The organism is Mesorhizobium sp. P2_E6, assembly GCF_056403835.1.
The window spans coordinates 97,608-119,902 of record NZ_JBFUEQ010000005.1; the positions used below are offsets into that span (position 1 = coordinate 97,608).

At 64.7% G+C, this 22,295-nt stretch carries 17 protein-coding genes and 1 tRNA gene; 11 read left to right on the top strand and 7 right to left on the bottom strand.

The features are described from left to right. Positions 1–10 precede the first annotated feature (10 nt). On the bottom strand, positions 11–1,780 hold the full coding sequence (locus AC1D08_RS13860) for an adenylate/guanylate cyclase domain-containing protein (protein ID WP_477224753.1): 1,770 nt from the start codon (positions 1,778–1,780) through the stop codon (positions 11–13). A 240-nt stretch (positions 1,781–2,020) separates the two neighbouring features. Between AC1D08_RS13860 and AC1D08_RS13865 the strand changes: the two genes are divergently transcribed. Then, positions 2,021–5,320, top strand: a complete 3,300-nt coding sequence (locus AC1D08_RS13865; protein ID WP_477423405.1) for an adenylate/guanylate cyclase domain-containing protein — start codon at positions 2,021–2,023, stop codon at positions 5,318–5,320. Positions 5,321–5,337: 17 nt separating this feature from the next. Beyond that, positions 5,338–6,018: a redoxin domain-containing protein gene (locus AC1D08_RS13870; RefSeq protein ID WP_457151989.1), complete on the top strand. Its 681-nt coding sequence runs from the start codon at positions 5,338–5,340 to the stop codon at positions 6,016–6,018. A gap of 91 nt (positions 6,019–6,109) precedes the next feature. On the opposite strand, the gene AC1D08_RS13875 is transcribed toward AC1D08_RS13870, so the two are convergent. Further along, a tRNA-Gly gene (locus AC1D08_RS13875) sits at positions 6,110–6,184 on the bottom strand. A 184-nt stretch (positions 6,185–6,368) separates the two neighbouring features. On the opposite strand from AC1D08_RS13875, the gene AC1D08_RS13880 reads away from it, so the two are divergent. From AC1D08_RS13880 to AC1D08_RS13895, 4 genes are all read left to right on the top strand, one after another. Further along, positions 6,369–6,866 (top strand): prolyl-tRNA synthetase associated domain-containing protein, encoded by a 498-nt coding sequence (locus tag AC1D08_RS13880; protein WP_457151988.1) that lies wholly within the window; start codon positions 6,369–6,371, stop codon positions 6,864–6,866. Between the two features lie 77 nt (positions 6,867–6,943). Continuing rightward, positions 6,944–7,945, top strand: a complete 1,002-nt coding sequence (gene trxA, locus AC1D08_RS13885) for a thioredoxin (protein ID WP_457151987.1) — start codon at positions 6,944–6,946, stop codon at positions 7,943–7,945. Between the two features lie 162 nt (positions 7,946–8,107). Further along, positions 8,108–8,779: an LON peptidase substrate-binding domain-containing protein gene (locus AC1D08_RS13890; RefSeq protein ID WP_457151986.1), complete on the top strand. Its 672-nt coding sequence runs from the start codon at positions 8,108–8,110 to the stop codon at positions 8,777–8,779. Between the two features lie 103 nt (positions 8,780–8,882). Then, the gene (locus tag AC1D08_RS13895; RefSeq protein ID WP_095083950.1) at positions 8,883–9,125 is read left to right on the top strand and encodes a Trm112 family protein; all 243 of its coding nucleotides are present in this window, start codon (positions 8,883–8,885) and stop codon (positions 9,123–9,125) included. Positions 9,126–9,171: 46 nt separating this feature from the next. Here AC1D08_RS13895 and AC1D08_RS13900 read toward each other — a convergent pair whose 3' ends face one another. From AC1D08_RS13900 to AC1D08_RS13910, 3 genes are read right to left on the bottom strand one after another with little or no spacing between them, the layout of a single operon-like run. Further along, positions 9,172–12,519 carry an error-prone DNA polymerase gene (locus AC1D08_RS13900; RefSeq protein ID WP_457151985.1) on the bottom strand — a complete coding sequence of 1,116 codons (3,348 nt, stop codon included), beginning with the start codon at positions 12,517–12,519 and terminating at the stop codon, positions 9,172–9,174. Continuing rightward, positions 12,516–13,991: a DUF6504 family protein gene (locus AC1D08_RS13905; protein WP_477423408.1), complete on the bottom strand. Its 1,476-nt coding sequence runs from the start codon at positions 13,989–13,991 to the stop codon at positions 12,516–12,518. Before AC1D08_RS13905 ends, AC1D08_RS13900 begins: the two co-directional genes overlap by 4 nt. After that, positions 13,933–14,967, bottom strand: coding sequence for an ImuA family protein (locus AC1D08_RS13910; protein ID WP_477423410.1), 1,035 nt, complete (start codon positions 14,965–14,967; stop codon positions 13,933–13,935). The genes AC1D08_RS13905 and AC1D08_RS13910 overlap by 59 nt, the downstream gene beginning before the upstream one ends. Before the next feature lie 184 nt (positions 14,968–15,151). On the opposite strand from AC1D08_RS13910, the gene AC1D08_RS13915 reads away from it, so the two are divergent. Then, complete coding sequence (locus AC1D08_RS13915; protein WP_095084388.1) at positions 15,152–15,574, top strand: metallopeptidase family protein; 423 nt, start codon at positions 15,152–15,154, stop codon at positions 15,572–15,574. Between the two features lie 244 nt (positions 15,575–15,818). Here AC1D08_RS13915 and AC1D08_RS13920 read toward each other — a convergent pair whose 3' ends face one another. Both AC1D08_RS13920 and AC1D08_RS13925 read right to left on the bottom strand, forming a co-directional pair. Beyond that, positions 15,819–16,025, bottom strand: a complete 207-nt coding sequence (locus AC1D08_RS13920; RefSeq protein ID WP_457153451.1) for a DUF1737 domain-containing protein — start codon at positions 16,023–16,025, stop codon at positions 15,819–15,821. A 49-nt stretch (positions 16,026–16,074) separates the two neighbouring features. Further along, positions 16,075–16,965 carry an HpcH/HpaI aldolase/citrate lyase family protein gene (locus AC1D08_RS13925; protein ID WP_457153452.1) on the bottom strand — a complete coding sequence of 297 codons (891 nt, stop codon included), beginning with the start codon at positions 16,963–16,965 and terminating at the stop codon, positions 16,075–16,077. A gap of 294 nt (positions 16,966–17,259) precedes the next feature. On the opposite strand from AC1D08_RS13925, the gene AC1D08_RS13930 reads away from it, so the two are divergent. The 4 genes from AC1D08_RS13930 to AC1D08_RS13945 are packed head-to-tail and all read left to right on the top strand — an operon-like array spanning position 17,260 to position 22,294. Next, positions 17,260–18,798, top strand: coding sequence for a DUF4153 domain-containing protein (locus AC1D08_RS13930; protein ID WP_457153453.1), 1,539 nt, complete (start codon positions 17,260–17,262; stop codon positions 18,796–18,798). Positions 18,799–18,801: 3 nt separating this feature from the next. After that, positions 18,802–19,494 (top strand): response regulator, encoded by a 693-nt coding sequence (locus tag AC1D08_RS13935; RefSeq protein WP_457153454.1) that lies wholly within the window; start codon positions 18,802–18,804, stop codon positions 19,492–19,494. Beyond that, positions 19,485–21,086: an ATP-binding protein gene (locus AC1D08_RS13940; protein WP_457153455.1), complete on the top strand. Its 1,602-nt coding sequence runs from the start codon at positions 19,485–19,487 to the stop codon at positions 21,084–21,086. The genes AC1D08_RS13935 and AC1D08_RS13940 overlap by 10 nt, the downstream gene beginning before the upstream one ends. Before the next feature lie 41 nt (positions 21,087–21,127). Next, on the top strand, positions 21,128–22,294 hold the full coding sequence (locus AC1D08_RS13945) for an NAD(P)/FAD-dependent oxidoreductase (protein WP_477423413.1): 1,167 nt from the start codon (positions 21,128–21,130) through the stop codon (positions 22,292–22,294). Position 22,295 lies beyond the last annotated feature (1 nt).

Consider the following 22,295-nt stretch of genomic DNA (forward strand, 5'->3'; position numbering starts at 1 on the left):
GCCGCAGCTGTCATTGCACGACCCCGGCCTTGCGGAGCCCATCCACCACGAGTTCGAAATCGGCAGGATTCTTGTAGGGCAAGACCTTGCGACGGTATTCCAGCGAATAGTCGGGATTGAGGCGAAGCACCTCCTGCCATGCCGCGCGGGCCTCGGCGAAACGGCTGAGATGGCCGTAGCAGGCGGCCAGGAGCGCACGCGAGACGTCGGTGATAGCGTTGCGAGCCAGCCGTTGCTGCAAGAGGTCGACGGCCTCTTCGTACCTTCCCAGATGAAACGCGGCCAAAGCCTGGAAGTGCAGAAGCACATCGGGAAAGTACGGGTTCAAGGTCTTCCCTCGGGCGAAACTCTTAAGCGCCTCCTCGGGCCTGCCCGAATAATACAGTGCCTCGCCGAGGATGACGTGCCCTTCGGCGAAGTTCGGATTGAGGGCGATCGCGTGCTCGGCCTCGTCGATGGCCCCATCGTGCCGTCGTGTGTACAGCTTGGCTATAGCCAACGCCCAGTGCGCCCAGGGATCACTGTCATCCAGCGTTACCGCTCGCGTTGCGACCTCTTCCGCTTGCGCCATCGATTCCGGCGGCGAGGCACTCCACCTGTTCAGGTAATCGAGTCCGTGCGTGAGGGCGAGGAAAGCGTGGGCAGAGGCAAAGTTCGGGTCCAGGTCGATGGCACGTTGCAAGACGTCACGGGCTGCGACGTTGGTCTCCTTCGTCAGCCGGTGCCACAGCTCCCGGCCCCGCAGGAAACAGTCATACGCCTCCGCGTTGCGCGGGTGCTCAGGCGCCAGCCGCTGACGGTCACCCGCAGTCAGATTGAGCGCCAGCGCACCGACGATCTGCTGTGTCACGTCGTCCTGCACGGCGAATATGTCGGTCAGCTCACGATCGAACCGCTCCGCCCAAAGATGGCCGCCCGAGGTTGCATCGATGAGCTGCGCGGTGATGCGCACCCTGTTCCCCGACTTGCGTACGCTGCCCTCAAGCACATGCCGCACGCCGAGCTTCGTGCCCACCTCCTGCACCTGGACGTTCTGGCCCTTGAAGGTGAACGACGAATTGCGCGCGATGACGAAGAGCTGCGACAGTTTGGACAGCGCCGTGATGATGTCCTCGGAGATGCCGTCGGCGAAGTAGTCCTGTTCGGCGTCACCGCTCATGTTGGCGAACGGCAGGACGGCGATCGACAGCTTCGGCGGCGCTGCCGTCGCCGGTCGGCTCGCGGTTTCCGAGGTCGCGGCCGCCCTGGTCCCGGCGCTGCCGACCTGCAGCGAATAAACCCGGATCGGCTCGGCGATGTTCTTGAGCTGCGTGCTGCCGAGATCGCTGACCGAGAGGTCGAGCCTCGCCTTGACCTGGCGATAGGCATCCTCGGACAGGCAGATGGCGCCCGGCGCCGCGACGCCCTCCAAACGCGAGGCGATGTTGACGCCGTCGCCCATCAGGTCGCCGTCGCTTTCCTCGACCACATCCCCCAGATGGATGCCGATCCTGAACTCGATGCGGCGGTCCTGCGGCACGCCGGCATTGCGCTCGACCATGCCATTTTGAACCTCAACGGCGCAGCGCACGGCATCCACCACGCTGCGGAACTCAACCAGCGCCCCATCCCCGGTGCGCTTGATCACCCGCCCGTTGTGCACGGCGATGATTGGGTCGATCAGGTCGCTGCGCAGGGCCCGCAACCTCGCCAAAGTACGATCTTCGTCCGCGCTCGCGAGCCGGCTGTATCCGACGACATCCGCGGCCAGGATTGCGGCCAGCTTGCGATTCTCGCTCATCGGTCCGTCTCCTCGTCCCCACAATAGCAGGAAGACGGAGGGTCCGAGGGAACTTTCGCAAACGACGGCTATGCAGCCGCCCGAATCGCCAGCGCTCCGCCCGGGATCCACACGGATCGCTCGATGCCGATTTGCGCTGCCGCTTGCTGGTCGACGCCTAACGGTTCATCCTTGTGAATACCCTGGTCGTGACGTGCGTAGGGAAATCACGCCGCCGCGGCCGCTAGTGAGGTCTTGTCGATGGACTGCTCGGGCTGCGGTTTCGAGGTTGAGAGCGGATTCGCTTTCTGTCCGAGGTGTGGCAAGCGCCAGCCCGTGCCATGCGCCAGTTGCGGTTACCCCTGCGCACCTGATTTCGAGTTCTGTCCGAAATGCGGGGCAAGCGTCGGTGCGGCCGCAAAAGCTGTCGAACGGCCTGCTCCGACACAGAGCCGGACCATCGTGCCGCCTTCTCGAACGCCGTCGCTGCTTGCGAACATCGAGAGCGACGATGGGCTGCATCCCGTCTCCGACGCCGATCGCCGGACGGTGACGGTCCTCTTCGCCGACCTTTGCGGCTTCACGACACTCAGCGAGCAGCTCGACCCCGAGGTGATGCAAGCACTGCAGAACGAACTGTTCAAGGAATTGACGGCGGCCGTGCGAAACTTCGGTGGTTTCGTCGACAAATTCATCGGCGATGCACTGCTCGCTCTGTTCGGTGCGCCGGTCGCGCATGAGGACGATCCGGAACGTGCGCTTCGCGCCGCTCTCGACATGATCGCCCGGACGGCGCGGCTGGGCGAAAGCGCCCCCCACTCCGGCTCGCCCCTGTTGCTCCACATCGGCATAAACACCGGCCCGGTCGTCACTGGCGGATTGGGCATCGGCACCGCCAAATCCTATTCGGTGACCGGCGACACCGTGAATACGGCGCAACGCCTGCAATCACTGGCCGCACCGGGTGAGGTGCTGGTGGGCGAGCTCACTCACAGGCTGACCCGGCATGCCTTCTCATACGAGCCGCTGGGTGATGTCGTGCTTCGCGGCAAGGCTGGCAGTGTGCTCGTCCATCGTCTGGATGCACCGCTCGCGGCGCCGCGTGCGGCACGTGGGCTCGAGGCGCTCGGCCTCAGCGCACCGATGATAGGCCGTGATGCGGAGCTGCATAGAATGCTGGCGAGCCTTGACCAGGCGTGCGGCGGCTCGGCCCAACTCGTCCGCCTCGTTGGAGAAGCCGGTATCGGGAAATCGCGACTGGTGAAGGAGTTCGTCGCCCGCGTCGGCGACGAGGATCGTTTTCGCAACCTCGCCGTGCGGCAGGCCACGTGCTCACCTTTGGGCGAACGATCATTTGGCGCCTTGGGCGCAGTGGTGCGCAGCGCTGCCGGGATGATGCAGAACGACACCGGGGACGAAATGCGGGGGAAGCTCGCAGGCTTGCTTACCGATCTCGGCCTGCAGGGCGAGGAGGCGAAGCGGCTGATGCCCTTGCTCTACCATGTGCTTGGCCTTGGCGACCCCGATGCCACCTTGCAGCATGTCGAGCCCGAGCAGTTGCGGCGGCAAATTCTCTACGCAGTCCGCACGATCATCGAACGGCGGCTTGCGTTGTCGCCGCTGTTGATCGTCGTCGAAGACCTGCACTGGGCCGACGCCGTGTCGCTCGAGGCACTGCGTTTCGTGATGGACAGGTTGGAACGCACACGGCTGATGTTGCTGGTCACGCATCGTCCGGAGCCGGACCACGGCCAGCTCGACTCAAGTAGGGTGAGTCACACAGCGCTCAGGCTTTCGCCGCTCAGCCGCGATGACGGACGCAGCTTGCTGGCGGCGCTTTTCGGCGAGAGCTGGGTAAACTCCGCAGGAACGCTTCTTGACCAGATCCTCGAGCGCGCGGGCGGCAACCCCCTTTTTATAGAGGAGATCGTTCGCGGCCTTATCGATCGCGGTGTCCTGGTGCGCGAGGGCCAGCAATGGCGCACTGTGGCAGGCGAAGCCGCAACCGGCATTCCCGCCACGATCCAGGCAATGTTGCTTGCCCGTGTCGACCGGCTGCCCCAGGAGGTGCGCCGTTTGGCCCAGGAAGCCGCGGTGATCGGCCCGCGCTTCGATGCCATACTTCTGAAAGCCGTGACAGCCGACCCCGGCCGGCTGGAAGCCGGCTGCGAACTGCTTTGCGATGCGGAAATCATCGAGGAAGTTGCCGGATCAGGCTCGGTCTCGTCGCAAAGCTACCGTTTTACGCAAACTTTGCTGCAGGACGTGATTTACCAGAATCTGCTTCTGCAGCGCCGGACCGACATCCACGGGCGGGTCGGTGCTGCCTTGGAGCAACTGTGCGGCGACAGACCGGAACGGCTCGAGGATTTGACCGTGCTCGGTCATCATTTCGCACAGAGCGCCGAGCGGGAGAAGGGCGCGCACTATCTGCAGGCGGCGGGCGATCGCGCTCGCATGATCTACGCCAACGACGACGCCCTTCGTTTCTACGAGCGGGCACTGACTGCGTTGGGCGCGACCGGGCAAACACCGCTCAAACTGGCGATTGCAGAGCGCATTGCCGATTTGAGCGGCCCGGCAGGCCGCCGCGAGATCGCGCACCACCACTACGAGGCGGTGTTGCAGGCATACCGCGAGTCGGCCGATCGTGTCGCTTCGGCGCGCGTTTTGCGCAAGATCGGTCGGCTGCTCTGGGACGTCGGCAAGCGCGACAACGCAGAATCGCGCTATGCTGAAGCGGCAGCGCTCCTCGATGGAGCGGATGCCCCGATCGAGCAGGCGCATCTGTGGCAAGAGCGTGGCCGGCAGGCGTTCCGTAGCGGGGATCACGCGCTCGCGGCAAAATGGGCGGACGCGGCGCTGGATTGCGTGCGCACACTGACAACGGAGCATGTCTCCGAGGCCGGGCGTGATGCCACTCTTGTGACCGCCGAGGCCCTCAATACCAAGGCAGTCGCGCTGGCTCGCCTTGGGCGAAACCGGGAAGCCGTGGGTCAGGTCGAGCGTAGCATCGAATTGGCCGAAGTCGCCGGTCTGCTGGGGGCGGCCTGCCGCGGCTACACCAATCTCGGCGTGCTTTACACGACCATCGATCCGACACAGGCGATGGCGGTCTGTCGGCGCGGTCTCGAAGTGGCGCGCCATATTGGCGATCTGGGTTTCCAGGCACGCCTCCTCGCCAATCTCGCGGTCGCCTGCTGTACTTTCACGGATCGCTGTCCAACGGAGGGCGTCCCCGCTGCCGAGAAGGCCATCGAGATCGACCGGGCGCTCGACCAGCGCGAGCACCTGCCGGTGCCGTTGATCGTGCTTGGGCAGATCCACCAGTGCAACGGCCGTCCGGAACTGGCGGTCGGCTTGTTCCACGAAGCCCTGGACGTAGCCCGCGAAACGGGCGAACCCCAACTGCTGTTTCCGTGCTATGATGGTCTTGCAACGCTTAATCTCGACATCGACAATCTGGCCGAGGCCGAACGCTACTTTTCCCTGGCGCAGGGTATATGCGCCCAGCACGGGCTCGACCCGGAAGCGCTTGTGGTGCTGCCTTTTCTCGACTAGCCGGGTGGGAGGTTGAAATGTCCGCGCCTCGTGACTTGGTACCGCTTCAACCGGGCGACCGCGCGCCGAACGTGGTACTCGACGCCATTACCCAGGAAGGCAAGATCGCGCTAGACGACTTCCGTGGACAAAAACCGGTGCTGGTCGGCTTGTTTCGAGGTCTGCATTGTGCGTTTTGCCGGCGCCATATCGCCGCCCAGGCGCGGCTTGATCCGGAGCTTCGCGAGAAGGGCGTGGAGAGCCTGACGGTGGTCAACACGCCGATCGAACGGGCGCGCCTCTACTTCCGCTACCACCCGATGCCGAATCTGCTCGCGGCCTCCGACCCTGAACGCGCTTCACATCGTGCTTTTGGATTGCCCAATCTCGAATTCACCCAAAACGAGACGAACTGGCCGTACAAGGTCTCGATGGCAGCGGTAAAGGATATGCGGATTGAGATGCCAGGCGAGTTGCCTGGTCCTTTGGATCCTTTGGCGGCCGGCGAAATCCTCGACAAGAGGGACCATTACGAACTGACCGAAGCCGACGAGCAGATGTTGGCAACCGGGCACGGACAACTGGTCGGTCAGTTCCTTTTGGACCGGCAGGGGATCGTGCGCTGGAGCTTCACGGAGGTTCCAGAGGGAGGACGATACATGTTTGGGGCGCCAAGCCCGCAGGAGCTGATGTCAGCCGTGTCCGAAGTCGCCCAATAGGTTTGCGCCTCCACATTGCCGGCTGCAAGGCCATGTAAGCAAAAGGCGCCCCGAAGGGCGCCTCTTAGTCGCTTGATTTCCTGAAGGAAACTGGAGCGGGTGAAGCGATTCGAACGCTCGACCCCAACCTTGGCAAGGTTGTGCTCTACCCCTGAGCTACACCCGCTCACACGGCGTCTTGGCCGCAAGCCGGGCCTATATGGCTGAAGAGCGCGGCGATTGCAACAGGGAAATGTCAGGCATTTTGCTATGCGGCGGGCGCGCTCGCCGCGATGTCGCATGACGGTCTTGTGTCGGCTGCCCCATTGGCCGTAAACGGCTTGGCAGGAAACGGGACGAAGACAAAACCGATGCCGAAGACCGAAGCTGATCTGATGGAATTTCTTGCCGAACTCGGGATCGCTGCCTCGACGCGGCGCCATCCGCCGCTGTTCACGGTTGCCGATTCGCAGGCGTTGCGCGGCGAAATCGCCGGTGGCCACACGAAAAACCTGTTCCTGAAGGACAAGAAGGACAATTTCTTCCTGGTCAGCGTCGGCGAGGACGCGGTCGTCGACCTGAAGCAGATCCACCAGCTGATCGGCGCTGCCAGCCGCGTGTCCTTCGGCAAGCCGGAGATGCTGATGGAGCTGCTCGGCGTGACGCCGGGGGCGGTCACGGTCTTCGGCCTGATCAACGACGTTGCAGGCCGGGTCAAGGTCGTTCTCGACAAGGCGTTGATGGACCATGCGGTGATCAACGCGCATCCGCTGACCAATGAGGCAACGACGTCGGTCGCAGCGGCGGACCTGATCAGATTCGTCGAGGCAACCGGCCACGATGCTGCTATCTTGAAAGTCTCCGCGTGATCGCCACATGGATGGCCTAAGTCAGATTGTCTGAAAGCGCCTGGCCGCCGGCGGCCGCGCCACGGAAGGGTAAAGAGATGAGCGACAACAATCCGTTTGGAAGCCATGGCGGCCAATATTCCACCACCGTGCAATATGGTGGAACCGAAGCTCCGCGCGCAAAAGCCGCGCTTGGCGAGGCGCTGCCGGCCGGCGCCCCAGGGGCCACCGATGTCATCAAGGACACGACGACCGCCGCCTTTGCCGCCGACGTCATCCAGGAATCGCGCCGCCAGCCGGTGCTGGTCGATTTCTGGGCACCCTGGTGCGGGCCGTGCAAGCAGCTGACGCCGCAGCTGGAGAAGGCGGTCAAGGCCGCGGGCGGCAGGGTCAAGCTGGTCAAGATGAACATCGACGACCATCCCTCGATCGCCGGCCAGCTCGGCATCCAGTCGATCCCGGCGGTCATCGCCTTCAAGGACGGCCAGCCGGTCGACGGCTTCATGGGCGCGATCCCTGAGAGCCAGATCGCCGAATTCATCACCAAGGTGGGCGGCAAGGGCAATGGTGCGCCGCCGGTGGCCGAGGCCCTGGCCGCGGCAAACGAGGCGCGCGAGGCCGGCGATATGCAGACGGCGGCCGATATCTACGATGCCATCCTGGCGCAGGCGCCGGAGACCGTCGAGGCGATTGGCGGGCTGGGCGACCTGTTGTTCGAGGCTGGTGACATCGAGGGCGCCGAGTCCTTGCTGGCAACGGCACCCGAGGCCAAGAAGGATGCGCCACCGCTGGCCGCCCTGCGCGCCAAGATGGCGCTGGCGGCGCAAGCGGCAGCGCTTGGCAACCCGGCCGAGTTCGAGCGGCGCTTGGCCGAGAACCCGGGCGATCATCAGGCGCGTTTCGATCTGGCCATGATCCAGAACGCCAATGGCGATCGCACGGCGGCGGCCGACAATTTGCTGGCCATCATCAAGGCCGACCGTGCCTGGAACGAGGACGGCGCCAAGACGCAATTGCTGCAACTGTTCGAGGCCTGGGGCATGACCGACGAGGCGACGCTTGCGGCGCGCCGCAAATTGTCGTCGCTGCTGTTTTCCTAAGCCGGTTAGCGATTGTTTTGGTCGCGCAGGCTTGCGGCCGGCGGCCATCGCGCCACATTACCAGTGACCCATGCATGTCGCGCAAAAGTGGCCCCGGCTCTGCGAAAGGGATATGCATAGAAGCAACACCCGCTTCCCTATGGAAGCGATCGGAGGATTGAGGTGCAAGCGGGAAACGCGCATTACCGGCTCGCCAAGAATTTGCCGTCGACGATCCCGATCTTTCCGCTCGAGGGTGCGCTTTTGCTGCCGGGAGGCCGCATGCCGCTCAACGTCTTCGAGCCGCGCTACCTGCAGATGGTGGACGAGGCCATTGCCGGCTCGCGGCTCATCGGCATCATCCAGCCCAGCCTCGATGGCGCGCTGCGCGACGACGGCGAGCCGGAGCTCTGCAATGTCGGCTGCGCCGGGCGGATCATCGCCTTTTCTGAAACCGGCGACGGCCGCTATCTGATTTCGCTGCAGGGCGTTTGCCGGTTCCGCATCGCCCACGAGCTGACGGTCAAGACGCCGTTTCGCCAGTGCAAGCTGGCGCCCTTCCTGGCCGATCTCGACGAGGGCCAGGCGGCGAACGAGATCGACCGGCCATCGCTGCTCAAGGCGTTTCGCGCCTATCTGCAGGCCAATGACCTCGAAGCCGACTGGGAGAGCGTCAGCCGGGCCGAAAACGCCATGCTGGTCAACGCGCTGTCGATGATGGCGCCCTATGGGCCGGCCGAGAAACAGGCGCTGCTCGAGGCGGCGGATCTGAGGACACGGGCCGAAACGCTTATCGCCATCACCGAAATGGCGCTGGCGCGCGAGAATGAGGATTTTGGTTCGAGCTTGCAATGAGATGTGTCGATGTTTTGCCGGCCTGCAAACGACGAATTTCCTGCGTTGGCGGCCTGACCTGAATCTCGACACATCTTGGGTCCGACACTGAGAAGAGGACACGATGGCGGCGGATGGGCGTGACGGGAAGAAGGTCAATGTCGACCCCAAGCTGCTGGAGCTGCTGGCCTGCCCGCTGACCAAGGGGCCGCTGACCTGGGATCCGGAGCGCGGCGAACTGGTTTCCCGGGTCGCCAAGCTCGCCTATCCGGTGCGCGACGGCATCCCGATCATGCTGCCTTCGGAAGCGCGGACGCTCTCCGTGGAGGATGTGTTGTCGCCGCCACGCTTGAGTGGGCCGTCTTGAGGGGTGGCGAGATTGGCAGCGGCTGGCGGGACAGCGCCCCCCTCTGCTACTGAAAATTGCGTCCCTTGGGCATGACACTTTCCGCCTCTTCCGACAGCGTTGCGAGGTCCGGTCGGATCGCCGCGTTGCGTGGCGCGGGGCCGCGATCCGTACCGCTGACGGGGTGTTCCGCAGGGCCGGCGACTGTCAGGTTGGCTTGGCTGACCTTTTCCAGGAGCACGGTCAGCCAGGGGGTCAAATCCTCGATCTTCTCGGCGACGATATGGATGACATCCGATTCCGACTGCAATTTGCCGGTGACGCGGACGAACCTGGCGCCCATGATGACGGGCCGGTAGCGGTCAAAGGTTCTCTGCCAGATGATGATGTTGGCGACGGCCTTGTCGTCCTCCAGCGTCAGGAAGATCGCGTTGCCCTTGCCGGGGCGCTGCCGCACCAGCACGAGGCCGGCGACCGAGACACGCCTGCCATCGCGCACGGATGGCAATCCGGCATTGGGCGTGACGCCGGCCCGGTCGAGCCGCTCGCGCAGGAAGGCGACCGGATGCGCCTTCAGTGACAGGCCGAGCGAACGGTAGTCATGGATGACATGCTCGCCGAGCGGCATTTTGGGCAGCTTCGTCTCCGGCTCCAGCTCGCGCAGGCGGATCGCCGGCTGGTCGAACAGCGGCAGCTTTTCGGCAGCACTCTTGCCGTCGAGCGCGCGTACCGCCCACAGTGCTTCACGACGATCAAGGCCAAGCGAACGGAAGGCGTCGGCCTGCGCCAGCTTTTCGATCTCGTCGACATCGAGGCCGGAGCGCAGCCAGACATCCCTGACCGACTCGTAGCCTGAACCGCGCTGCTTGACGAAAGCGTCCATGCGCTCCTCCGACAGGCCCTTGATCTGGCGGAAGCCGAGCCGCAGCGCATGATTTGTCTTGATGACACCACGCATTTCGGCATGGCGTGGGAGGATGCGGTCCGGATCGAAAGATGCTTTCTCCAGAGTGGAGTCCCAGACCGAGAAATTGACGTCGACGTCGCGGATGTCGACGCCATGGTCGCGCGCGTCGCGGACGAGCTGGGCCGGCTGGTAAAACCCCATCGGCTGCGAATTCAGGATCGCGGCGCAGAACACGTCGGGGTAGAAGGTCTTGAACCAGCAGGAGGCATAGACGAGCAGGGCGAAGGACGCGGCGTGGCTTTCGGGAAAGCCGTATTCGCCAAAACCCTCGATCTGCTTGAAACAGCGCTCGGCGAAGTCCTTCGTGTAGCCCTTACCAATCATGCCGTCGATCATGCGCTGGCGGTAATTGCCGATGGTGCCGGTGCGCTTGAAGGTGGCCATGGCGCGGCGCAGTTCGTCGGCCTCCCCCGGCTTGAAACCACCCGCGACGATGGCGATCTTCATGGCCTGTTCCTGAAACAGGGGCACACCAAGTGTCTTGCTGAGGATCGCCTCCAGCTCCGGCTTTTGATACTCGGCCTTTTCCTTGCCTTGCCGTCGGCGCAGGTAAGGGTGAACCATGTCGCCCTGGATCGGACCCGGCCGCACGATCGCCACCTCGATGACAAGGTCATAGAAATCCCGTGGCTGGAGACGCGGCAGCATCGACATCTGGGCGCGGGATTCGATCTGGAAAACGCCGAGCGTGTCGGCGCGGCAGATCATGTCGTAGACCTGCTTATCCTCCGGCGGCAGGGTGGCCAGCACATAGGGTTGGCCATATTTATCTCGCGCGTTTGGATAGTGATCCCTAAGCAGGGCGAAGGCACGCTGTAGGCAGGTCAGCATGCCGAGCGCCAGCACATCCACTTTCAGGATCTTCACCGCGTCGAGATCGTCCTTGTCCCATTCGACCATCTTGCGCTCGTCCATCGCCGTCTTGACGATGGGCACGATCTCGTCGAGCCGGTCCCTGGTGATGACGAAGCCGCCGACATGCTGCGACAAATGGCGGGGAAAGCCCATGATCTCGTTGGAGCGCTCAATCACCAGTCTTGCCAGCGGGTCGGCGCGGTTGATGCCGCCAGCGTGCGCCTCCTTCTCGCCAAGTTCGGAGGTCGACCAGCCCCAGATCGTGCTCGACAATGCGCTTCTGATATCCTCCGAGAGGCCCATGGCCTTCGCCACTTCGCGCAAGGCCGAGCGGCCGCGATAGCTGATGACGGCGGCGGCGAGTGCGGTGCGCTTGGCGCTGTATTTCGTATAGATGTACTGGATGACGGTCTCGCGTTTCTCATGCTCGAAGTCGACGTCGATGTCGGGCGGCTCGTTCCTCTCCTCGGAAATGAAGCGCTCGAACAGCGTGTCGATCCTGTCCGGCCCGACTTCGGTGATGCCGATGCAGAAACAGACGATCGAATTGGCGGCCGAACCGCGCCCCTGGCAGAGGATGTCCTGGCCGCGTGCGAACTTGACGATGTCGTAGACCGTCAGGAAATAGCGGGCGTAGTTGAGGCGCTCTATCAGAGCGAGCTCTTCCTCTATGCGCTTGATCACGGACGCAGGCACCCCCGCCGGATAACGATTGGCTGCCCCCTCCCGCGCCAGCCGTTCCAGCTCGGCCTGCGGCCCGAGACCGGACTCCGTCGGCTCGTCGGGGTAGTTGTACTGGAGGTCGCTGAGCGAGAAGGTCAGCTCCTGCGCAAAGCGCAAGGTCTCGGCCAGCGCCTGCGGATGCCTGCGGAACAGGCGCGCCATCTCCATCGGCGGCTTCAGATGGCGCTCGGCATTGGCGGCCAGCTGCAGCCCGACCTCGGCGACGGGTGTGTTGAGGCGGATCGCGGTCAGCACGTCCTGCAGCGGGCGCCGCTCAGTCGTGTGATAGAGAACGTCGTTGGTCGCCATCAGCGGGATGCCGGCATTCTCGGCAGACGCCGCTGCCTGCTCGATCCGGAAACGGTCATTGCCCGCATAGTCCGGCGAAACGGCCAGACGGAGATTTCTTCCGAAACGATCCTTGAGCTGGCGAAGCAAGGCGAGACTGTCTTCCGCCCCCGCCGTCAGATCGGGCAGGACCGCCAGTGACATCAGGTCCCCCCATTCGAGCAAGTCGCTGCGCTGGAGAAGAGCGGCGCCCTTCTCGTTCTCGTCGCGCAGATTGGCTTGCGTCAGCATGCGGCAGAGATGCCCCCAGCCCTTGCGGTCCTGCGGATAGGCGAGAATGTCCGGGGTGCCGTCACCGAAAACCAGCCGGCAGCCGGGATGGTAGGAGAGCGTCTCGACCTTGGCCTGTTGCCAGGCGCGCACCACGCCGGCCACCGTGTTGCGGTCGGCAAGTCCGATCGCGGAAAAGCCGAAAAGCTTGGCGGCGACCACCAGTTCCTCCGGCTTGGAGGCGCCGCGCAGGAAGGAGAAATTCGACTGGATGCCGAATTCTGCATAGGGAATGACGGTCAGCGCATTCATGCGAAGACCCCATGCAGGAACCAGCGTGGCGGCACCTGGGAGCCGCCATAGAGGCCTTGCCGGTAGAGCCAGTAGCGGCGGCCGTCGGCATCCTCGATGCGAAAATAGTCGCGTGTCGATGCCGCCTCGTCGCTCGCGGCCTCGCGCCACCATTCCGCCGCGATGCGTTCCGGTCCCTCGGCACGCGTCACCCTGTAGAGCGCACGCCGCCAGCGGAAGTTCAGCGGCGGGCCCTCCGGCATTTCGGTGGCCGGCACCTCGATGGGCTCGGGCGAGCGGAACAGCCGGATCGGCCGTTCCGGCGGGAAGATGGTCATCGGCGCCTGCATCCGGTCCGGCTTCTTCGGCGGCGTGGTCCGGCGCGGGGCCTCGGTGAAGGGGATCGTGGCGACGGCGCGCTCCGGCAGATGGCTTTCCACAGTGACCGGTTGCAGGACCGCGCCCTCGCCGAGCCGGGCGCGGATACGGTCGGCGAACAGCGCGATGTCGGCGCCGTCATCGGTCACTTCGCCGGCAAGGTCGGCCTGCTGCATGTCGAAGGCGGTGGCCGACAGCACCGAGAGCCGGACGAGATCGAAGCCATAGCCGGCATCGATATCCTGCTCGAGCGCGGCCAGCCTTTCATGGAACAATTTCTGGATCAGCGGGGGTTCGCGCATCGGCCGCGAGGTGCCAATGGCGATGCGGCTGACGGCGCCGTCGACGCGAAACAAAAGCAGCGCCAGCATCCTGGCGCCCTCGCCACGGCGCTCGAGGTCGGTCTTCAATGCCGCCGCCAGCATGCCCACCAGCCGCTCGATGTCCTCGGTCAGGGTGACGGGCTCGCTGAGGTGACGTTCGACCGAAAGCGGCGCGACGGGAAGGCGCGGCGACACCGCTTCGTCGAGACGGCCAAGCGCCTGGTCGAGGCGCAAAAGCAGCGAGGCGCCGAAGCGGCGGGCAAGCGGCGCGCGCGGTGCCGCCATGACGGCGCCCGCCGTGCGCAGGCCGACGCTTTCCAGGCTGGTGCGGGTCGCGGGCTCGATGCGCAGGGCTGCCAGCGGCAAGGGTGCGAGCAGCGCCTCCTCCTCGCCGCCTGCGACGATGCGGTCACTGGCAAAGCGTGCCGCCGCCCAGGCCGCGCCCGGTGTCGCGGCAAGCCCGGCGCGGACATCGAAACCCTGATGGAAGAAGCGCGACAGGATGTCGTCCAGCATGGCGCGTTCGCCGCCGAAAAGATGGGTGCAGCCGGTGACGTCGAGAAACAGGCCGTCCGTTGCGTCCAGCGCCACCAGCGGGGTGTAGCGGTCGCACCAGTCGGCAAGGCCTTCGAGCAGGCGGCGATCGGCTTGCGGATCGGCCTCGACGATGTCGATCGACGGATGCATGGCGCGCGCATCGGCGATGCCCATGTCGCGCTTCAGGTGCAGCGCCTCAGCCCGCTCGTCGAGGGCCGAGATACGCTGCGCGTTGCCCTTGCGGTGGCTGATCACCAGCGGCAGGTGATCCGACGGCCGGGAACGCCAGGACCGCCCCAGACGCTGCCGCAGGATCCTTTCGACCGCGAGATAGGGAAACCACAGCGACAGGATTCTTTGCTCTTTCCTCGCCCCTTCTTTCGTCGCCCCATCTTTCATCGAATGCGCGTTCATCGGGGTTCCACTCCAGTGTGAATTGTCCAGGCAGGGCCGTGCGGCTCTTGCCGATGGTGAGGGTGAAGGCCGGGCGGCCGATCGAGCCGGCGAGCGGCCCGACGATGGTGTCGCGCGGCACCGCCGGTGCCGACGCGACGATGAGACGAACGGGTGCGGCCGTCGGTTCGGGCTCGGCAGCCTGCCGCAGCAGGAACACCGGCCGGCCGGCACTCTGTGCCCGGGCATGCAGCCGGCGCGTCGCGGTCAGGTCGAGCCGCTGCGGATTGCCGCGGATCTCGAGGATGACGGCGGCGAGCGCCGTCATCCGGGCGGCCTCCTCGGCGACCCACAGCGCATCGACAAGTTTTGGCGCCTCGGAAAACAGCAATTGCTCGGGTTCGATGCCGAACGAGGCATGAAGCCCCCTGGCATAGGGAAAGCCGGCCTCGCGAAAAATCTCCGATGTGCCGATCCAGAGCACCGGCAACCCTTGCGTCTGCTTGAGGATCAGGCTTGCGAGCGACAGAGCGAAGCCGGCGACGGCTCCGGCATCGCGGGTTTCAATGCCATGGATTTCGCTCAAGGCGGCTTTCGGCAGGCCGCCGCTCAGGGCGGCATCGAGCCGCTCGACGCCGGTGGACAGGAACGCATCCGGCAGCGCCGTGGCAACGCCTCGGCGGACAATCGTCACATCGATGCTGGGGCCGGCGTCGACGCGAACATCGGGAGCCGCGGCGGCCGGCGCCTGCAGGCGCTCGGGCAGCGTTCCCTCGATCTTCGCGATCTGGCGGCGCAGGGCAAAAACAGTCTCCCGCGCCACGGCGGTCATCGCCATGACGGTCAGCTTTCACTCACAATTGTTCCTGTTATGTTCCTATAGATTCCAGAGGGTGCTGGAAGAGTCAAGCGGAGTCATGGGGAATTTATTCCTGCCCCGGGGCTTGTCGGAGGCGTGGGCCGCCCCCGCCATTTGCCGATTGCGGCGCGAAAGCCTATATGCCGGGATCAAAGGACACAGCATGGCCCGCATCTACAAGACCCGCAGCTGGCACGACGAGCTTTCGCCGTCGATGGAGGAAATGGAGTTCCTGGCGCTGGAGGCTTACGCCCATCTGCCGGAGGATTTTCGCAAGCTGACTGGCGAGATCGTCATCCAGATCGCCGAGTTCCCGACCGACGAGATCATGGACGATCTGTCGCTGGAAACGCCCTTCGACCTGCTCGGCCTGTTCGAGGGACGCGGCATCGCCGAGCGCTGGAATCCGCAGACCGGCGAAGGCCCGAATCGTATCACGCTCTACCGCCGCGCCATCCTCGACTACTGGGCCGAAAACGAGGAAACGCTGGGCGACATCGTCACCCACGTGCTGATCCACGAGATCGGCCACCATTTCGGCCTCTCGGACGATGATATGGAGAAGATCGAAGAGGCGGCTGAGTAGAACGTCAGAGGCTTGCGCACAGCGGTAAGGAACTGGCGTCTCATTCCTTCGCGCCCCCTCTGGCCTGCCGGCCATCTCCCCTCAAGTGGGGAGATTGGCAGTTTCAACCTCCGCTCCTTTTCTTCCACGCTGAAAATTAGCGAAAGCCGTCCACGACATCCGATCTCCCCCCTTGAGGGGGAGATGTCCGGCAGGACAAAGGGGGCGCTGTCCCGCCAGCGTGGGACTATACCAATCGCCAAGCCTACCAATCACTCAGCTTGGTATCCGGCCCATATTCCTGACCGTCGATATCCTTGACCACGGCCTGGCCGCAGCGCATCGTCTTGGCCTCCTTGTCGAAGGCATAGGTCGGCGAGCCGAACAGGTGCCAGCCCTTGTTCAGCGCCGCAGTCACCTTGTGGCAGAAGCTGGCATCGTCAGGGCCAGTGAGAAAGCGGTAGAGTTTCATCCGTCAATTCCTGTCGTGAGTGCCCTTAGCCCGCGAGCATCAGGCGATATCATGCGCCGATGGCCGCCGCCTTCGCCAGCAGTTTTTCAGCTTGCGCCAAGTGCAGCCTCTCGACCATTTTTCCATTCAGCGCAATCACGCCCTTGCCGGCATTTTCCGGAAGCGCAAAGGCATCCTTCACCACGCGTGCCTCGGCCACGGCTTCAGCGGACGGCGCGAAGGCCAGGTTCGCCGCTTCGATCTGGGCCGGATGGATGAGGCTCTTGCCGTCGAACCCCATGGCCGCCGCTTCCGTGCATTCATGGGCGAAGGCGTCGAGGTCGCGAAAATCGTTGGAGACGCCGTCGAGAATGTCGAGGCGGCCGGCGCGCGCGGCCAGCACCATCTGCATCAGCCACGGCACGAGGTAGCGCCGGTCAGGAGTCGCCGACACGCCGGTGCCGTTGAGCAGGTCGTTCGTTCCGGCAACGAAACAAGCCAAGCGCGAAGCCGGATCGCGGCCAAGTTCGGCAATGGCGCCGATGTTGAGCAGCGCCTTGGGCGTCTCGATCATCGCCCACAGTTTCACGCTGTCGGGAGCAAAATTGTCGTCGAGCACATCGCCCGCCTCGAGCAGGTCGCGCGGCGTGTCGACCTTGGGCAACAGGATGCCGTCGGGCTCGCAGCTAGCGACAGCCAGCAGGTCGTCGGCGCCCCATTCGCTGGCCAGCGCATTGACGCGCACCACCATCTCGCAGCGGCGGCCAAGGTGGTTGGCAACCGGGCGGTTGGCGAAGATGTCGGCCAGCTTTTCACGCACGGCGATCTTGTCGGCCGGAGCGACGCCATCTTCGAGGTCGATGATGACGGCATCGCAGGCAAGCTGCGCGATCTTGGCCAGCGCCCTGTCGTTGGAGGCGGGGATGTAAAGCACCGAGCGGCGCGGACGATAGGTTTCCATGGCTGATCTATGCCGTCTGTGGATGGTCGAGGCAAGTCGTCTCCAGCCCTGCACGAAAACTGCATACGCATGCGGAAAACCTCCTCCGATCCGCCCCGCCGTCTCCCTGCCGGCCTGCGAGACAGGCGGCATGCAAAACCGAGCAAAACCCCGTTGGTCCCTTCCTTACCGGCTGCGCAGCGAGGGCTGGTGGCTGGTCGATCCGCCGCGCGCGAATCCGGTGGCGATCCTCATCCCTTTCGCCCGCAAGTGCCCGCCGACCATCCGGCTGGAAGCCGTCAGGAGGGCCAGGTCATGACAGCGTTCGTCTCTGCCGCGCCGAGTTATTGCGCGCGCCTCGGTGTTGCCGTGCTGCTGGTCGCGCTGGCGGATTTTCTCTTCTACGGCCAGCCAGCCGGCATCACGGTTTTCCTGTTCGCCATCCTGATTGCCGCCGCCGTGGTGGCCGTGCATCCCGCCGCCTTCAGCGACGGCAGGCTGTGGATCAAGCCCACCGCGCTGCTTGTCGCGCTGCTGCCGCTCGCCGAAAATGTCAGCGCTCTGTCGGTATCGATCGCGCTTGCGGCCCTGGTCGTCTTCGCGCTCTCGCTGAGCGGGCGGCTGCGCCATCGCATCGCTCGCATTGCCTGCCAGATCGCACTGTTCGGGCTGGCGGCGCCGTTCCGGTTCGCCAACGACTTCATCCGCTGGCGCAGGACGGCGCGTCGCTTCGGCCGGCGCCGCGTCCGGCTGGCAGCGATCGCCGTCTGGGTCATGCCGCTGACGCTGGGCGCCGTCTTCCTGGCGCTGTTCGGCGCCGCCAATCCGGTCATCGACTACTGGCTGTCGCTGATCGACCTGCTGAAGCTGCTCGATCTCATCCAGCTCACGCGGATTGCCTTCTGGCTGTTCGTGCTGGTCTGTGTCTGGGCCTTTCTACGGCCACGCCTGCCGCGTCGGGTTCGTCGCATCCCTCGCGCGACGCCGGCGGTGGTCAGCACTCAAGCTGAGAAAACCATCGCCATAGAGGATATCCTGTTCGGCAAAGCCGCCATCCTGCGCGCGCTTGTTGTCTTCAACATCCTGTTTGCGCTGCAGACCGGGCTCGACGCCACCTATCTGTGGGGTGGGGTGGCGCTGCCCGATGGGCTGAGCTATGCGGCTTACGCGCATCGCGGCGCCTATCCCTTGATCGTCACCGCGCTGCTTGCCGCCGGCTTCGTGCTGGCGGCGCTCAGGCCGGGAAGCGAAACATCGGGGGATCCGCTCATCCGCCGGCTGGTCTATGCCTGGGTGGCGCAGAACATCATGCTGGTCATCTCGTCGATCCTGCGGCTCGATCTCTATGTCGGCATCTACGCGCTGACCTACTGGCGCATCGCGGCTTTCGTCTGGATGGGGCTGGTGGCATCAGGTCTTGCGCTGATCATCGCCCGCATAGCGCTCGGAAAATCCAATGAATGGCTGTTGTCCGCCAATCTTCTGACGTTATCTCTGACGCTTTATACCGGCTGTTTCATCAATTTCGCCGCGCTGATCGCCAATTACAATGTCGACCACTCCCTCGAAATGACCGGCCAAGGCATCTCCCTCGACGCCTGGTATCTGCGCTCGCTCGGCCCGGGTGCGTTTCCGGCAATGGATCGCTTCCTCGATCATCAGAGTCGAGCCGCCAACAATTCGGTCTTCCGCGAACTGGCAGGGCGGCGCGGCAACGACGAAGACTGGTATCGAACCGTTCAGGAAAACTGGCGGGCCTGGAGCTTTCGCGACTGGCGCCTGCTTCGCTATCTCGACAGCAAGGGGTCGCTCGTGCTTCCTCAGCCTTCGCAACCTTCCTTGCCGGGCCGCTGACCGATGCCGCATAACATCCTCGTCGCCGACGATGACCCGCATATCCGCGAGGTGATCTGCTTCGCGCTGGAAAAGGCCGGCATGAAAACGCTTGGGGTGGCCGACGGCGCCGCCGCCTTGCAGGAGATCGGACGCCGCGCGCCGGATCTCGTCGTGCTCGACATCGGCATGCCGGAGATGGACGGGCTGGAGGTCTGCCGGCGGCTGCGGCACACATCCGACGTGCCGGTGCTGTTCCTGTCCGCGCGCGACGAGGAGATCGACCGCATCCTCGGGCTCGAAATGGGCGGCGACGACTATGTGACAAAACCGTTCAGCCCGCGAGAGCTGGTCGCCCGCGTCAACGTCATCCTGCGGCGCGCCCGCCCGGTGCTGCCCGAACCGGCCGACGACAGGCAGTTCGCGCATGGCAAGCTCGCTCTGGCGCCGGCCAGCCACGCCGCCAGCTTCGATGGCAAGCCGCTTGCCCTGACCGGGATCGAGTTCTCCATCCTGAAAGGATTTTTGGCGCGGCCGACGCATGTGCTCGACCGCGACGCGGTGATGGCAAACGCCTATGCCGCCAACATCCATGTCGCCGGCCGCACTGTGGACAGCCATATCCGCAACATCCGCGCCAAGCTGGCGGCGGCGGGTTGCCTGGATGCTATCGAGACTGTGCACGGCGTCGGCTTCCGGCTCGGCCGATGCGGTTGACGGCCTCCCGCAAATGGATCGGCCGCAAATGGCGGCCGCGCCTTGCCACGGTCGTCGTTGCCATCCTGATCCTGGTGATGGCGTTGCCGCTGGTGGGCCTGTTCTTCTTTCGGCTCTACGAGAACCAACTGATCCGCCAGACCGAAGCCGAGTTGATCGCGCAAGGTGCCGCCATCGCCGCCATCTATGCGCAGGACGTGCGCGATGCCGGCATCCCGCCGGAAAAACTCGGCGCGCCAATGCCGCGGGCAAACGCGGATGCGAGCCGCAGCGTCGATCCCGACCCTCTGTACAGGCCGATCGAGCCGCAGCTCGATCTCGCTTCCGACACCGTGCTGCCGACGCGGCCGGCGGCGATGCCTGCCACCATCGATCCCGCCTTCGCCGCCATCGGCGCGCGCCTGTCCGGTGTTCTCGATGCCACGCAGAAAACCACGCTGGCCGGCTTCCGGCTGCTCGACCCCACCGGCGTCGTCATTGCCGGACGTGGCGAGGTCGGGCAATCGCTTGACGGGGTTGAAGAGGTGCGCGAGGCCCTTGCCGGCCGCTATGCCAGTGCGCTGCGGCTGCGCATTCCCAACCAGCCGGCGCCACCGCTCTATTCGGTCAGCCGAGGCACCAAGGTGCGTGTCTTTGTCGCCCTGCCTGTGGCCATAGACGGTAAGGTCGCCGGCGTGGTCTATGTGTCGCGGACGCCCAACAACATCGTCAAGCATCTCTATGGCGAGCGCGGCAAGGTGACCCTGGCGGCAATCACCATCCTCGGCGGCACGCTGCTCATCGGCCTGGTCTTCCTGCGTACCGTCAGTCGGCCGATCTATGCGCTGATCGACCGCACCCAGCGCATCGCCGCCGGCGACCGCCAGGCCATCAAGCCGCTCGACCACCACGGCACCTATGAAATGGCGGAGCTCTCCGCCGCCTTCCTCGACATGGCGGAAAAGCTGCAGGCGCGATCGGACTCGATCCAGACCTTTGCCACCCATGTGTCGCATGAGCTCAAATCGCCGCTGACGGCGATCCAGGGTGCGGCCGAGCTGCTCCGCGATTCCGGTTCGGCGATGGACGAGGCCGAGCGGCAGCGCTTCTCCAACAACATCGTCACCGATGCGGGGCGGCTCAATCTGCTGGTGCGCCGGCTGCTCGACCTGGCGCGGGCCGAGAATCTGGCGCCGAGCGGTGAAAGTACCTCGATCGGCGCAGCGCTGGCACTGCTTCCTGTAGACAACAGGCTGGCGGTTCGTGTCGAGGCCGGCGGCGAGATCGATTTGCGCATATCGGCTGAGAACGCGGCAATCGTGCTTGCCAATCTCATCGACAATTCAGCCAGGCACGGCGCGACGCAGGTGTCGGTCACCGTGGCGAGCACCGGCGGCAAGGCGTCCATCCTGGTCAGCGACGACGGCGCCGGCATTTCGCCGAGCAACCGGGCGCGCATCTTCGAACCATTCTTCACCACGCGGCGCGATTCCGGCGGCACCGGCATGGGGCTCGGCATCGTGCTGGCCCTCCTGAAAGCGCATGATGGTATGATCCAGCTGGTTGACTCCGAACGCGGCACGCGCTTCGAGATTACCTTGCCAACCGCGTGACTCCCCAATCAGCGGCTCGAACCGGAAAGGGCATAAAAAGCGTGCGCTACGACATTGTCATCATCGGCGGGGCCATCGTTGGATCCTCGATCGCCTACTATCTGCGCGAGGAGGGGTTTTCGGGCTCCATCGCGCTGATCGAGCGCGATCCGCAATTTGCCCATGCGGCGACGACGCTGTCCTGCGCCTCGATCCGCCAGCAATTCTCGATCCCGGAAAACATCCGGCTGTCGCAGTTCACGCTGAAACTGTTCCGGCGGCTGAAGGACGAGTTCGGCGCGGATGCCGATATAGGCTTCCACGAAGGCGGCTATCTCATCCTTGCCGGCGAGAACGGGCTGCCGATCCTGAAAGCCAATCACCAGGCGCAGATCGCCGAGGGCGCCGACATCCTGCTTGAGGATGCCGACGCCTTGGTGCGTCGCTTCCCCTGGCTGTCGGTCGAAGGCATCACCGCCGGCGCCTATGGGCGGACCGGCGAGGGCTGGTTCGACGCGCATGCGATGCTGATGCTGTTCCGCAAGGCGCTACGCGAGAAGAAGATCGATTTCATCACCGCCGACGTCACCGGCATCGAGCGGCAAGGCGACCGCGTCACCGGCGTCAGCCTCGACAATGGCGAGACGCTGGAAGCGGGCATCGTCGTCAACGCCGCCGGGCCGAATGCCGGCAAGGTGGCTGGTATGGCCGGGCTGGCGCTGCCGGTGGAGCCGCGCAAGCGCAACGTCTTCGTCTTCGAGGCGCGCGAGAAATATGCCGACATGCCGCTACTGGTCGACCCGAGCGGCATCTGGCTCAGGCCGGAAGGCTCGGTCTACATCACCGCTGGTGCCGAGCCGGAAGAGGGCGACGGGCCCGCCGATCCCCAGGATTTCGATGTCGACTGGCCACTGTTCGAAGAGGTGATCTGGCCGGTGCTGGCCACCCGCATCCCGGCCTTCGAGGCGATCAAGCCGACCCGCGCTTGGGTTGGCCACTACGACTACAACACGCTCGACCAGAACGCGGTGATCGGCCCGCATCCGCAGCTGACGAATTTCCTGTTCGCCAACGGCTTTTCCGGCCACGGCCTGCAGCAGGCGCCGGCCGTCGGCAAGGCGCTGGCCGAGCTGATCGTGCATGGCGGCTACCGCACGGTGGATTGCTCGGCGTTTGGCTATGGCCGGGTTGCGGAAGGGCGGGCGTTTAGAGAATTGAATGTGATTTGAG

Coding starts and splice junctions, on each gene's coding strand:
- AC1D08_RS13860 (WP_477224753.1), bottom strand. CDS start 1,780: ATGAGCGAGAATCGCAAGCTGGCCGCAATCCTGGCCGCGGATGTCGTC.
- AC1D08_RS13865 (WP_477423405.1), top strand. CDS start 2,021: ATGGACTGCTCGGGCTGCGGTTTCGAGGTTGAGAGCGGATTCGCTTTC.
- AC1D08_RS13870 (WP_457151989.1), top strand. CDS start 5,338: ATGTCCGCGCCTCGTGACTTGGTACCGCTTCAACCGGGCGACCGCGCG.
- AC1D08_RS13880 (WP_457151988.1), top strand. CDS start 6,369: ATGCCGAAGACCGAAGCTGATCTGATGGAATTTCTTGCCGAACTCGGG.
- trxA (WP_457151987.1), top strand. CDS start 6,944: ATGAGCGACAACAATCCGTTTGGAAGCCATGGCGGCCAATATTCCACC.
- AC1D08_RS13895 (WP_095083950.1), top strand. CDS start 8,883: ATGGCGGCGGATGGGCGTGACGGGAAGAAGGTCAATGTCGACCCCAAG.
- AC1D08_RS13900 (WP_457151985.1), bottom strand. CDS start 12,519: ATGAATGCGCTGACCGTCATTCCCTATGCAGAATTCGGCATCCAGTCG.
- AC1D08_RS13910 (WP_477423410.1), bottom strand. CDS start 14,967: ATGGCGATGACCGCCGTGGCGCGGGAGACTGTTTTTGCCCTGCGCCGC.
- AC1D08_RS13915 (WP_095084388.1), top strand. CDS start 15,152: ATGGCCCGCATCTACAAGACCCGCAGCTGGCACGACGAGCTTTCGCCG.
- AC1D08_RS13920 (WP_457153451.1), bottom strand. CDS start 16,025: ATGAAACTCTACCGCTTTCTCACTGGCCCTGACGATGCCAGCTTCTGC.
- AC1D08_RS13925 (WP_457153452.1), bottom strand. CDS start 16,965: ATGGAAACCTATCGTCCGCGCCGCTCGGTGCTTTACATCCCCGCCTCC.
- AC1D08_RS13930 (WP_457153453.1), top strand. CDS start 17,260: ATGACAGCGTTCGTCTCTGCCGCGCCGAGTTATTGCGCGCGCCTCGGT.
- AC1D08_RS13935 (WP_457153454.1), top strand. CDS start 18,802: ATGCCGCATAACATCCTCGTCGCCGACGATGACCCGCATATCCGCGAG.
- AC1D08_RS13940 (WP_457153455.1), top strand. CDS start 19,485: ATGCGGTTGACGGCCTCCCGCAAATGGATCGGCCGCAAATGGCGGCCG.